Raw genomic sequence first — 12434 nt, 5'->3', positions numbered from 1 at the left:
TCGAAAGAGGAGACTTTCACATGATCACAATAAGGGAAGCAAAAGCAAGTGATGCTAAAGCCATTATAGAATTTTGTCAGCAAATTGGTTCAGAAACGGACAATCTTTCCTATGGGAGTGAAGGCATTGGACTTTCTGTTGCCGACGAAGAGAGTATTTTAGCAGAAATTCAAAATGCTGACACATCTTTTTTTCTGTTAGCTGAAATTAATAACCAAATTGTTGGTACTTGTAACTGTAGTGGTTTTCGTAAAAAACGCTTAGCTCATAGAGCTGAGATTGGGATTGCGGTAAAAAAGTCTAATTGGAATCAAGGAATCGGTCGAAAGTTGATGACTCAATTAATTGCTCTTGCAAAGCAGTCTGGTTTAAAAATTCTTTCCCTTGAGGTTAGGTCTGACAATAAGTCAGCTATTCACCTTTATGAAAGCTTGGGTTTTCAAAAAATTGGTACCTTTAAAGGTTTTATGGAAGTCGATGGACTTTTGATTGATTTTGATATTATGGAATTAGTAATGGAGTAAATATGATTAAAGAAATTGTAAAAGATACGTTTTTCTTGGCACAAAAATCAGAAGAAGCAACAGAAGCTGATTTATATCTTGCAGCAGATTTACAAGATACCTTGAATGCGAATCGTGAAAATTGTGTTGGTATGGCGGCAAATATGATTGGCGTTAAAAAACGTGCCATCATTGTGAATATGGGACTAGGTGATTTAGTTATGTTTAACCCAGTTTTGACGAATAAATCATTGCCTTTTGATACAGAGGAATCATGCCTTTCTTTGCTGGGTTCACGTTCGACACGTCGTTATCAAAAAATTGATGTTACTTTCATGGATAAAAATTGGAACAAGCAAAGCCTTACGTTGACAGGGCTACCTGCACAAATTTGTCAGCATGAGTTGGATCATTTAGAAGGTATTATTATTTAAGGTGAAAGCGCTGATAGTCAGTGCTTTTTCTTTTATAGTTAAAAAATAATTACCATGAGAACTTTTTTCTTGACAATAGTTCTCATAAGAACTAGAATGTAACTTGCAAGAATTATTCTTGAAAACTTTTCAGAAAGTGAGGAAAAAATGCGAGATAAAGATCCGTTTTCACAATTAAGAGACTTCGTTAATTTGATGGAAAACCGTGTGCACGAACTCGGTGAACTTCATGATGTGGAGAACTTAGCTGGTCCGCAGGGGTTTGCGGTTTTATATTTGAGAGATAATGAAGATAAAGAAGTTTTCATTAAAGATATTGAACGTAAGCTTAAAATTTCAAAATCTGTAACCAGTAATTTGATTAAAAGAATGGAAAAGAATGGTTTTATAAAAGTTGTTCCATCTGAAGTAGATAAACGTTACAAGCGTGTAGTGCTTACTGAACTTGGTCGAGCTAAGACAAAAGATATTGATGCCTTTCACGCTGCGGTTCACAAGCAAATTTTTGCTGGCATTAGTCGTGAAGAGCTAGAAATTTCTGGTCGTGTCTTTGATCGTATTTTGAAAAATTTAGAAAACAAGGAGTAACGCATGTTAAAGATTTTTAAACGATTAACGGCAAAAGAAGTCGCTATGATAATTATTGCCGTACTATTTGTGTGTTTGAATGTTTTCTTGGATTTAAAAATCCCTGATTACATGTCAGATATCACATCCTTGCTATCAACTCAAGGAACAAAAGCGAAAGATATATTTGCTTGGAATTTTGATGCCCCTGGAATGCGTATGATCTTGCTTTCTTTAGGAAGTTTTGCAGCATCTGTGGTTGTCGGTTTCTTAGCGGCACGTATCGCAGCAAGTTTCAGTACACGTCTGCGTGATGATATTTTCCATAGTGTTTTAGACTATTCGGATGCCGAAATCAAGAAGTTTTCAATTCCAAGTCTTTTAACACGTACAACGAACGATATTACTCAAATTCAATTAGTTTTCACAATGGGACTTCAAGTTGTTACTAAAGGTCCGATTATGGCGATTTGGGCAATTACTAAGATTGCTGATAAAAACCATGAATGGTTAATGGTACTTGTTGTGGCGGTTGCAGTCATGATTTTCATGCTTGCTTTCCTTCTTATGATGGTAATGCCAAAACAACGTATGATTCAAAAACTTACTGATAAACTAAACAGTATTACACGTGAATCATTAAGTGGTATTCGTGCTGTTCGAGCTTATAACGCTGAAAGCTACCAAGACGCTAAATTCGAAAAGGCAAATAACGATGTCACAAATCTTAACCTTTTCATTGGACGTTCAATGTCATTGATGTCACCAGTTATGACAAGTATTTCAAGTGGTATGACATTGGCGATTTACTGGATTGGTGCCTTCTTGATTGAAGATATTGCTATTCCAAAAGATCCGACAAAAATTGCAGGCGCTATGCAAGACAAGGTGAACATTTTCTCTGATATGGTGGTTTATTCATCATATGCCATGCAAGTTGTTATCGGATTTATGATGATGATTGCTGTGTTCTTCATCTTGCCGCGTGCGGTTGTAGCGGCAGGTCGTATCAATGAAGTTTTGGATACAAAATCATCTGTACTTTATCCTGAAGAAAGTAAAGCTGAACCAAAAGAAAAAGGAACTGTAGAATTTGACAATGTTTCATTCCGATACAGTAAAAATTCTGAGGCTGTCCTAGAACATGTTTCTTTCAAAGCAAAAGCTGGTGATACTGTTGCCTTTATTGGGTCAACTGGTTCAGGTAAATCAACCTTAGTGAACTTGATTCCACGTTTCTACGATGCAACTGAAGGAACAATCAAGGTTGATGGTGTCAATGTTCGTGATTACGACCATGATACGCTTCATAAGATTGTCGGATACATTCCACAAAAAGCAGTTCTCTTTAGCGGAGATATCACTTCTAATATGGATATGGGTGACAGCAATAGCTCACCACTTGATGATGATAAAATCTGGGAAGCTCTTGACTTGGCTCAAGGTAGAGACTTTGTTGAAAGCAAAGAAGGTCAACTAAAAGCACCCGTTTCTCAAGGCGGTCAGAACTTCTCAGGTGGTCAAAAGCAACGTTTGGCAATTGCGCGTGCTCTTGCACGTAAACCAGAAATCATTATCTTTGATGATTCATTCTCTGCACTTGATTACAAGACTGACCGAATTCTTCGTTCACAATTGAAAGAACGCACAGCCAACATGACAAAGTTGATTGTTGCTCAACGTATTTCGACAATCATGGACGCCGACCAAATCTTGGTTCTTGACGAAGGTAAAGTTGTAGGTCAAGGTACTCACGAAGAACTTCTTGCAAACAACGAAGTTTACCGTGAAATTGCCTACTCACAATTATCTAAGGAGGAATTAGAAAATGGAAAATAAGAAAAAAGCATCTTTCTATAGCAGAATGAAGCCATATATCAAAGGTTTCCAATTTCCATTCATCCTTGCGGTGATTGGAGCGATTATTTCTGCGACTATCACGGTTATTGGACCTGATAAATTAAAAGAGATTACAAATACGATTATGGACGGATTGACACCTACGAAAATGGGAACAATTCCAGGTGTTGATTTGGACAAAGTCGGAGAAATTGCAATGACACTTGCTATTTTGTATGGTGTCTCAGCTGTGGTTGGTTATATTCAAAACTTTACAGTTGCCACAATCGTTCAACGTTTTTCACAACGATTACGTGCAGCTATTCAAGTTAAAATTGACCGTGTTCCACTAAATTATTTTGATAGTCATTCACAAGGTGATACCCTTTCTCGTGTGACAAACGATGTTGACTTACTTGCTCAATCACTTAACCAAAGTTTGGGAACATTAGTGACTTCTGTTGTGCTTTTGTTTGGTTCAATTTTCATGATGTTCCATTCAAACGTCAGCATGGCTTTGACAGCTATTGGCTCAGTTTTCGTTGGTTTCCTTTTGGTTATCGTCATTATGGGTTCATCACAACCATTGTTTAAACGTCAACAAAATAACTTGGCAGCAGTCAATGGTTATGTCGAAGAAATTTATTCTGGACACAATGTGGTAACAAGTTACAACGCGTCTGAAGAAACAAGTGAAGCCTTTAAGAAACTAAATACAAACCTTTATAAATCAATGTGGCAATCACAATTCTTGTCTGGTATTATGATGCCGCTGATGATTTTCATTGGTAACTTTGGTTACGTTATGGTCTGTGTTGTTGGTGCCGTAAAAGTTATTAACGGTGATATTACAATGGGTGACGTGGTTGCCTTTATGACTTACGTTCGTATCTTCTCACAACCATTGTCACAAATTGCGCAAGCCTTCACACAAATGCAATCAGCAACTGCTGCAATGAGCCGCGTCTTTGAGTTCCTTGAAGAAGAAGAAATGGAAGATGATTCTCACAAAGAACGTCAATTGACAGCTGTTAAAGGTGAGGTTGCCTTTGATAATGTCTTTTTTGGTTATTCTAAAGATAAAACGATTATCCATGATTTCTCAGCTGTTGCTAAACCAGGACAAAAAGTGGCTATCGTTGGACCAACAGGTGCTGGTAAAACAACCATTGTTAATTTGCTTATGAAATTCTATGAAATTGACAAAGGTCAAATCTCTATCGATGGTATCGATACTCGTAACATGTCACGAGAAGAAGTTCACGATCAATTCTCAATGGTGCTTCAAGATACTTGGTTGTTTGAAGGTACAATCAAAGAAAACTTGATTTACAACCAAGAAAACATTACTGATGAACAAGTGGTTGCTGCGGCTAAAGCAGTCGGTGTTCACCACTTTATCATGACGCTTCCTGATGGATATGATACTTATCTTGATGATTCAGTAACCCTTTCAATTGGTCAAAAACAACTTTTGACAATTGCGCGTGCGCTCTTGAAAAATGCTCCGCTTCTTATCTTGGATGAGGCAACGTCATCAGTTGATACACGTACTGAAGAATTGATTCAAAAAGCTATGGATAAATTGATGGAAGGTCGCACATCATTTGTAATTGCTCACCGCCTATCAACTATTAAAAACGCTGATCTTATCCTTGTTATGAAAGATGGTAACATCATCGAACAAGGAAATCATGATGAGTTGATGACAGAAGGTGGCTTCTATGCTGACCTTTACAACTCACAGTTTGAAGTAGCATAAAAATGTTAGAAAACTAGAGCTTTTCTAGTTTTCTTTTTGTGTTTAAAATAGTAAAAATATTTGACTATATTTCAAGGATATGACATAATGTGAAAAAGGAAGACGATATGAAATTTATTTATTATTCACTCACTGTTAAAGATTCTTTGAAATTACATTTTTGGTATCAAGGAAAATACGCTGTTTATGATTATTTTTCTGACAGCAAATTATTTAAAGAGAAGCTAGATTGGATTGTTAGAAATAAAACTTTTTACAAGATTTCTTACCGAGGAAATCATATTGAAAAACCAATGATTGTTTTAATTACTATTTTATTAAAAGAGAAAGTTGCAAATGATATTTTCTTGCAAAAGCTTCAAGAGTTGAATGCTTTTGATATGGCTCCAACCAAGCGACTGAATGATACACTTAAAACGTTAGACCTAAAAGTCAATTTTTATGAGGACTATTTAGCCTTATTGTCTCATCCGTTGATGCTTGATATTGAAACCTTTGATGGCAGAATTTATCATAACTCATTTGAACGCTTGGAAATTCAATCGTTGCTGCCACCTGCTAAAAATCAGAGAGAGTATTTATCGCATTTAGAAATTATTTTTAGAAGTAAAGCTTTTCAAGAAGTTTTTCAACAAAAAAGATATCTGTTAGAAACGTTTAAGGGAAATTTTCATATTCCTGTTAATGAAACAACGACAGATGCGCAGCTGACAGAATCATTTTATACAAAATCAAAATTACAGGATGCCTATTCAGTTTTTATTCCCCAAAAATACAAGCCTTTTTGCTATTTTTTACAAGGAGAATTGAAACAGTTGTACGATTGTTATCAATCCAAAAATCCTAAAAAAGCAATCCGACAAACTTTTGGAAAGAATGGTGCCGTAACTCAACTTTCGCATTTTACGATATTATCAGGAGCATCAGCTCCAATTGGCTTTTATGTTGAAAATTATAATCCTCAAAAATCATGGTCCTCTCAAGTTAAAACCAAAAGATATGAAAGAGCTATTCGTCTTGATTTGACGCATATTCAATCTTATATCATGTTAGAAACGGTAAAAGATTCTTACTTTAAACGTCAGTTAGCACGGGTATTGGGCAGATGGCAATCTGAGCCTGAGCATCGTTTAGCACTTAATCGATTGTTGTATCCCATTCAAGGAAGTATGGATACACCTTTTGAACATGATTTACACACACCAAGATATGCTTACAGCATGCGGTTGGTTCATAATCTTTTGTTGGTTGGTTTACTAAAAACACTGACTGATGAAGGAATGGTTCCAATTAGCTTGAATAATGAAGTCATTTTCTTTGAGATAACAAATTTTAATCAGAAACGATTTGAAGAGTGTCTTCGTGTGTTGGATGTTTATTTTGACTATCGCTTTATTGAAAATTTAATCATTAAAGATACCAATAATTATACTTACTTTGATATGAAGACTAAGCAACACGTTTTTAGGGGAGCATCTTTTAATCATCATGAAGGTTCTGATGTGACGACTAACATGGACACTCCGCCGATTATTGACTGGGTCTTACAAAAAATGATTACTGAAAATGGTGATTTTGATGAAAATCTTATTTTTAAGTATCTAAAGTTCTTTTTAGAAGAGAAACCTCTTGATACAATCAAAGAATTTTTCATGGTTCCTATTTATCCAATAAAAGCAAAGTTTCAGTATTTATTCAAAGGTGAGACTTATCTTGAAGTTACCTCAGCAGAGGCTTTTTATGCTTCAGTTGATGTCAAAAATGCTTGGCAGTACCGACAGTATTTCGAAGGTAAGAAGATACCATTTTATCAAATGCCTGCCATTTTAGAAAAATATCACATCAAATCAGAGAAATTTTTATATGAAGTTGAACATAGTCGATTGATACTTAAAGAAATCGATGATTTACAGATTGAAAATATTGATCTAATGTATTACGCGAATTTAATTAACCGCGAAATCAATCTTTGGAGGTGAAGATGATTAGTAACGCAAAAAAATACGCTCGTTTACGTGACGAACAGTACGCTTTATTTGAAAATTACGCTAAAAAACATGGATTAAACAGCAAGTCATTATTAGTTTTTATGTGGATTTATCACAATTCACACGGTATGACTCAAGAAAGTATCGCAAAAAGAACATTTTCAACAAAACAAGTTATTCAAGCGATTGTAAAAACTTACATCAAAAAGGATATTCTATATTTAGAGCCTTCTAAAAAAGATGGTCGCAAAAAAATTGTTCGTTTGACTGAAAAAGGTGAAAAATTTGCTGCAGAATTGTTGGAACCTTTATCGAACTTTGAAGCGCAAGCAATGGCAGCTTTAAGCAAAGAACAACAAGAAGTTTTATTGTCAGCGACAGCGATGTTTACAGAAAATTTAAGAGGGCTTTTAGAAAACCATCAGATAAGATGATTATTGCCATAGCAACCATTGGTGCAATAATTAATGCGGGTGGAATTGGGACTATTTTGTTTGATGGACTTCGAACGATGAGTCTAGTTAAGCTCCTCTGGGGTATTATTTTGGCAGTTGGTTTGAGTTTACTTGCTAACTTACTTTTCTACTTGATTGAAGAATTATTTAAAAATGAAAAAGCTGGCTAGACCGGCTTTTTATTTGTCTCAATAGCTTGATTTATCTTTATTTTAAGGAATTTTGCTATAATTGAGATATCACTTAGTTAGGAAATAATATGACAGATACAATTTATGGAGAATATGCTGGGTACCTTCCTTTGATTTTAGAAGATTTTAGCGAGCGTATTCAAGAAAAAAATAAAGAGGCGAAGCAGGCGACAGGATATAAGTTATTTGAGCATTTTGTGGCGCGTGTGAAGACGCCTGAGAGTATGGTTGAAAAATGCCAACGAAAAAGTCTTCCAGTGACTACTGAGTCAGCTTTAAAAGAAATTCGTGACAGTATTGGTCTTCGAATTGTCTGTGGCTTTGTCGATGATATTTATACCTTGGTTGAACTGATTCGCAGTTTTGATGATTGTAAAGTGGTTACTGAAAAAGACTACATCAAAAATGCTAAACCAAACGGCTACCGCTCATATCACATGATTGTAGAAGTGGTGACACCATATCCTGACTGTCTTGGGAATGAGCAAGGCTCATACTTCATTGAAATTCAGCTTCGCACGATTGCTATGGATTCTTGGGCGAGTCTTGAACATCAAATGAAATACAAGCATGACATCAAAGACCCAAAACGAATTGTACGTGAGTTAAAACGTTGTGCAGATGAATTGGCATCGTGTGATTTGACCATGCAAACCATTCGTAATTTGATTCAGGAAAGTGATTAACTTAAGGAGAAAACGATGAAAGTTTTGATTGCAGAAGATGAAGTTCAGATGAATCGTGTTTTGACAACAGCGTTGACACATGAAGGATATGACGTTGATTCTGTTTATGATGGACAAGCTGCGATTGATAAGGCAAATGAAAATGCATATGACGTCATGGTCATGGATATCATGATGCCCATTAAGTCTGGAATTGAGGCTGTGCAGGAAATTCGCCAGAGTGGCAATCAAGCTCATATCATTATGCTGACAGCTATGTCAGAAATCGACGACCGTGTGACAGGGCTTGATGCAGGAGCTGACGACTATCTGACAAAACCTTTTTCGTTGAAGGAATTGCTCGCGCGACTTCGTTCAATGTCACGTCGTGTAGATACAGCTTTCACTTCAAATATTTTAAAACTGGGTAGTGTTACTTTAAATGTCGGTGAGCAGGAACTTGCTAGCCAAAATACGATTCGATTAGCTGGTAAAGAAGCAAAAATGCTTGAATTCTTCATGCTGAACCCAGGGAAAAAATTATCAACCGACCAAATTTTTAATCACGTATGGGCAACAGATAAGGATGACCCTGACATTGATAATGGTTATGTCTTTATATATGTTTCCTACCTTCGCCAGAAACTTCAAGCTATTGGGGCAAATCTCGTGATTGAAGGAGAGGAAATGGGAGACTACGAGTTAAGAGAATTGTAGGTGGCATATGTTTCGGAAACTTCGGATACGGTTTATTACAATTGCTTCTTTAGCGATTTTACTTGTCTTGTTTTCGGTTGTTGGGGTTTTAAATTCAGCACGCCATGTTCAGACAGTAGATGAGATTAATAAAATCTTGAATTTATTAGCAGATAATGGTGGTAGTTTTCCAAGTATTTCTAAGACGACAAGTGAGCTTGGTGACACCGTTTCGACAGATACACTCTTTCAATACCGTTATTTTAGTGCGAAAATCAATCAAAATGGCAATATTATTTCCATGAATTCAAGTAATATTTCAGATTTGTCTGACCAGCAAGTAGAAGAGTTTCTTGTTAAGGTGAGCAAGTCTAGAAACACAAGAGATGATTTTTCGTTCAATCACCACACCTATTCTTATTTGGTGACAAAGGACAAGGGGGTAAAATCAATCGTTGTTCTTGACTCGACCAATCAATTTAATGACAACATGACTTTAGTGCACTTGTCAATTTGGATGTCGGGAATTAGTTTTATTTTCTTTGTCTTGGTGATTTCGATTGTCTCTGGTAAGGTTATTAAGCCATTTATCAGAAATTATGAAAGGCAGCGTCGTTTCATCACAAATGCCGGACACGAATTAAAGACGCCTCTTGCCATCATTTCAGCTAATAATGAACTTGTTGAGCTGATGAATGGTGAGTCAGAGTGGACAAAAAGTACAAATGACCAGATTCAGCGCATGACTGGTCTGATTAATGGTTTGGTTGCTATGGCGCGTTTAGAAGAACAGCCTGAAGTTGTGCTAACGGATTTGAATTTTTCAGAGATTGCAGAAGATGCTGCAGAAGATTTCAAAGGACCAGTTATCAAAGATGGCAAGAAATTCGTCATGGACATTCAGCCAAATATTCACATCAAGGCTGAAGAAAAGTCTTTGTTTGAGTTGGTTACGCTTCTCGTTGATAATGCCAATAAATACTGTGACCCAGGTGGTACAGTTTCTGTTGTCTTGAGTAAGGGCAGATTATCCAAAGCAAAACTTGAAATTTCAAACACTTATGCTGAAGGCAAAGACGTTGATTACAGCAAATTTTTCGAACGCTTTTACCGTGAAGATGAGTCGCACAATAACCAGAAATCTGGCTACGGCATCGGACTTTCTATGGCACGAACTATGGTGAAACTCTTTAAGGGAAATATCTCTGTGAACTATAAAGATGATACCATTACATTTGTGGTGAGCATATAAAATAACCAGCTAGTTAAACTAGCTGGTTTTTAGTTCTCAAACACTAAATCCTGAAAGTCGTTTGACTTGTTCGAGACTTTCGTTTGGTCCGTAGTTGTTTGGAAAACGGTCAAGTTTAGCGATGGTATCAAGGTCGTTTTGGGTAAGTTCAAAATCAAAAACGTCAAAATTTTCTTTGATACGGTTGATGTGAACTGATTTTGGAATGGTAAGAATGTCGTTTTGAATTTGCCAGCGAAGGATGATTTGAGCGACAGACTTGCCGTATTTTTCAGCGATGCTATTGAGCGTAGCGTCTTTAAAAATATCATCTTTTCCTTGGTTAAATGGACTCCAAGCTTGGGTAGCAACACCGAGTTCTTGGTTTGTCGCACGAAGAATGGTTTGTTGCTTGTATGGGTGAAGTTCGATTTGATTTAGTGCAGGAACGATGTCGGTGTTGATTGCAAAGTCAGTCACGCGCCCAGTTGAGAAGTTTGACACTCCAATGGCACGAATACGACCTTCTTTGTAAAGTTCATTCATTGCACGCCAAGCACCATGAGTGTCACCATAAGGTTGGTGAATGAGATAAAGATCGAGATAATCTGTTCCTAGTTTTTTAAGACTTGTTTCAAATGCTTTTTTGGTTTCATCGTAGCCAAGCTGGTTAATCCACGCTTTTGTTGTGATGAAAACATCTTCACGTTTGATACCAGAAGCTTTGATAGCTTGACCAACTGCTTCTTCGTTTTTGTAAAGAGCAGCAGTATCGATAAGACGGTAGCCGACTTCAAGAGCATCTTCAACAGATTTTTGACATTCAGATTGGTCGAAAATTTGCCAAACACCAAATCCCAATTTTGGAATTTCAACACCATTATTTAGAGTTTTATATTCCATGCTAATTCTCCTTTTTTCCTTGATTCTAGCATAATAGGCTTTCATGGTAAAAAAATTTGTCTCAAACTATGTTGCTATGGTCAGCGAATTCATTTAAGCTAAGTTTGATTTCATTGATAAAATATTGGCTGATTGGCGCCAATTTTTTCTTCTTATTGGTCACATAACCAAGCGTGTGCTTTGGACTGTTTTTTAGAGGAATAAGAACAATTTGATTTCGAACAAAGCTATTGACAATTCCAAGACCAGAAGCGTAAGCATCGGTTGCACACAATAAATTCATCACAGTTCCACGGTCATTGCTATAGAGAATATGTTGCTTATCATGAATTTCAAGTGCGTCTTCGTCAAAATTGAGCCCAGACTGTTCTTGACGAAAACGAATTTGATTATAACCTTTCAAGTCACTTTCAGAAATGACAGTTTTACTTGCCAAAGGGTGATTCCGTCTAAGAAAAATACGTGTTGGAAAGTCACCAAGTGAAGTGAACTCGAGTTCATGGTGCTCCAGAGCTGATTTTAAAATATGCTTATTTTCATCATCTAGGTAAATAATTCCCAAATCAGCTTCAAAAGATGCTACGCTGTCTAAGATTTTTTTAGTACTTGTTTCGATGGTTTGAAATTCTTGGTAGTCATGTTTGAATTCTTGAGCGACTTTGGCAAGGGGAATTGATAAGAAGTCATAGTGATGAGAAGCAACCGTAAAGCTCTTTTTGAATTGGTCATGATAGCGTTGTTGCAACAAATCTAGCTCACCAATGATACGCTTGGCGTATTTCAAAAAATCATGCCCGTCCTCTGTTAAACGCGTTCCAGTGTTTGAGCGAGTAAACAGTTGAACACCAAGTTCATTTTCCAAATCCTTGATAGAACATGACAAGTTGGGTTGAGTCATATATAATTCCTTGGCAGCCTGACTAAAAGACCCCACACGAGCGACGACTTCGACATAACGACATTGTTGGAAATTCATAAAACATCATCCCTTCTTGAAATAATTGATATTATTATAATTGAATTAAATTAAAAAATCAGCAATATTCTGATAAAAATATTTAAAGTCTTGATAAAAAAATCCTATAGCCAGTGATAAAACAATCTAATCATTAACCAATATTATGGCTAGCCATAAAAAATAAAGATTTTTCAAATGTGTGAAAGCTTGCTACAATGAGCCTAGAAAGCTTCTCGGAGGTG

12 protein-coding genes and 1 pseudogene are annotated in these 12434 nt (G+C 36.4%); 11 read left to right on the top strand and 2 right to left on the bottom strand.

Features of this window, described 5'->3' with window-relative positions; genetic code table 11:
• Positions 1–20 precede the first annotated feature (20 nt).
• From ACN0NP_RS00705 to ACN0NP_RS00655, 11 genes and pseudogenes are all read left to right on the top strand, one after another.
• The gene (locus ACN0NP_RS00705; protein WP_423217345.1) at positions 21–524 is read left to right on the top strand and encodes a GNAT family N-acetyltransferase; all 504 of its coding nucleotides are present in this window, start codon (positions 21–23) and stop codon (positions 522–524) included.
• Positions 525–526: 2 nt separating this feature from the next.
• Positions 527–937 carry a peptide deformylase gene (locus tag ACN0NP_RS00700; RefSeq protein ID WP_423217344.1) on the top strand — a complete coding sequence of 137 codons (411 nt, stop codon included), beginning with the start codon at positions 527–529 and terminating at the stop codon, positions 935–937.
• Between the two features lie 147 nt (positions 938–1084).
• On the top strand, positions 1085–1525 hold the full coding sequence (locus tag ACN0NP_RS00695) for a MarR family winged helix-turn-helix transcriptional regulator (RefSeq protein ID WP_074628587.1): 441 nt from the start codon (positions 1085–1087) through the stop codon (positions 1523–1525).
• A 3-nt stretch (positions 1526–1528) separates the two neighbouring features.
• Positions 1529–3343 carry an ABC transporter ATP-binding protein gene (locus ACN0NP_RS00690; RefSeq protein ID WP_423217343.1) on the top strand — a complete coding sequence of 605 codons (1815 nt, stop codon included), beginning with the start codon at positions 1529–1531 and terminating at the stop codon, positions 3341–3343.
• Entirely contained in the window at positions 3333–5105 is a 1773-nt protein-coding gene (locus ACN0NP_RS00685) for an ABC transporter ATP-binding protein (RefSeq protein WP_021142469.1), read from the top strand. The genes ACN0NP_RS00690 and ACN0NP_RS00685 overlap by 11 nt, the downstream gene beginning before the upstream one ends.
• A 107-nt stretch (positions 5106–5212) precedes the next feature.
• Positions 5213–7084, top strand: a complete 1872-nt coding sequence (locus ACN0NP_RS00680) for a hypothetical protein (RefSeq protein ID WP_423217342.1) — start codon at positions 5213–5215, stop codon at positions 7082–7084.
• Positions 7085–7086: 2 nt separating this feature from the next.
• Complete coding sequence (locus ACN0NP_RS00675; RefSeq protein WP_182001176.1) at positions 7087–7527, top strand: MarR family winged helix-turn-helix transcriptional regulator; 441 nt, start codon at positions 7087–7089, stop codon at positions 7525–7527.
• Positions 7527–7718, top strand: a pseudogene (locus tag ACN0NP_RS00670) (ABC transporter permease); the annotation flags it as partial. The gene ACN0NP_RS00675 and the pseudogene ACN0NP_RS00670, both read left to right, overlap by 1 nt.
• An 89-nt stretch (positions 7719–7807) precedes the next feature.
• A complete protein-coding gene (locus ACN0NP_RS00665) occupies positions 7808–8425 on the top strand; it encodes a GTP pyrophosphokinase (RefSeq protein WP_423217341.1) in 618 nt (205 codons plus the stop codon).
• 15 nt (positions 8426–8440) lie between these two features.
• Entirely contained in the window at positions 8441–9121 is a 681-nt protein-coding gene (locus tag ACN0NP_RS00660) for a response regulator transcription factor (RefSeq protein WP_024343969.1), read from the top strand.
• 7 nt (positions 9122–9128) lie between these two features.
• Entirely contained in the window at positions 9129–10352 is a 1224-nt protein-coding gene (locus ACN0NP_RS00655; protein WP_423217340.1) for an ATP-binding protein, read from the top strand.
• Between the two features lie 36 nt (positions 10353–10388).
• Here ACN0NP_RS00655 and ACN0NP_RS00650 read toward each other — a convergent pair whose 3' ends face one another.
• Both ACN0NP_RS00650 and ACN0NP_RS00645 read right to left on the bottom strand, forming a co-directional pair.
• A complete protein-coding gene (locus ACN0NP_RS00650; protein WP_423217339.1) occupies positions 10389–11234 on the bottom strand; it encodes an aldo/keto reductase in 846 nt (281 codons plus the stop codon).
• A 61-nt stretch (positions 11235–11295) separates the two neighbouring features.
• Positions 11296–12210: a LysR family transcriptional regulator gene (locus ACN0NP_RS00645; protein WP_045797835.1), complete on the bottom strand. Its 915-nt coding sequence runs from the start codon at positions 12208–12210 to the stop codon at positions 11296–11298.
• Between the last annotated feature and the right edge of the window lie 224 nt (positions 12211–12434).

Source organism: Streptococcus equinus, assembly GCF_049393805.1.
GTDB lineage: Bacteria > Bacillota > Bacilli > Lactobacillales > Streptococcaceae > Streptococcus > Streptococcus equinus.
This window is presented reverse-complemented; position numbering and strand designations above follow the sequence as displayed.

What these genes read in the sequence shown, in the direction of transcription:
- ACN0NP_RS00650 (WP_423217339.1), bottom strand. Translation starts at nt 11,234, where the DNA reads ATGGAATATAAAACTCTAAATAATGGTGTTGAAATTCCAAAATTGGGA.
- ACN0NP_RS00705 (WP_423217345.1), top strand. Translation starts at nt 21, where the DNA reads ATGATCACAATAAGGGAAGCAAAAGCAAGTGATGCTAAAGCCATTATA.
- ACN0NP_RS00685 (WP_021142469.1), top strand. Translation starts at nt 3,333, where the DNA reads ATGGAAAATAAGAAAAAAGCATCTTTCTATAGCAGAATGAAGCCATAT.
- ACN0NP_RS00690 (WP_423217343.1), top strand. Translation starts at nt 1,529, where the DNA reads ATGTTAAAGATTTTTAAACGATTAACGGCAAAAGAAGTCGCTATGATA.
- ACN0NP_RS00700 (WP_423217344.1), top strand. Translation starts at nt 527, where the DNA reads ATGATTAAAGAAATTGTAAAAGATACGTTTTTCTTGGCACAAAAATCA.
- ACN0NP_RS00680 (WP_423217342.1), top strand. Translation starts at nt 5,213, where the DNA reads ATGAAATTTATTTATTATTCACTCACTGTTAAAGATTCTTTGAAATTA.
- ACN0NP_RS00695 (WP_074628587.1), top strand. Translation starts at nt 1,085, where the DNA reads ATGCGAGATAAAGATCCGTTTTCACAATTAAGAGACTTCGTTAATTTG.
- ACN0NP_RS00655 (WP_423217340.1), top strand. Translation starts at nt 9,129, where the DNA reads ATGTTTCGGAAACTTCGGATACGGTTTATTACAATTGCTTCTTTAGCG.
- ACN0NP_RS00660 (WP_024343969.1), top strand. Translation starts at nt 8,441, where the DNA reads ATGAAAGTTTTGATTGCAGAAGATGAAGTTCAGATGAATCGTGTTTTG.
- ACN0NP_RS00645 (WP_045797835.1), bottom strand. Translation starts at nt 12,210, where the DNA reads ATGAATTTCCAACAATGTCGTTATGTCGAAGTCGTCGCTCGTGTGGGG.
- ACN0NP_RS00665 (WP_423217341.1), top strand. Translation starts at nt 7,808, where the DNA reads ATGACAGATACAATTTATGGAGAATATGCTGGGTACCTTCCTTTGATT.
- ACN0NP_RS00675 (WP_182001176.1), top strand. Translation starts at nt 7,087, where the DNA reads ATGATTAGTAACGCAAAAAAATACGCTCGTTTACGTGACGAACAGTAC.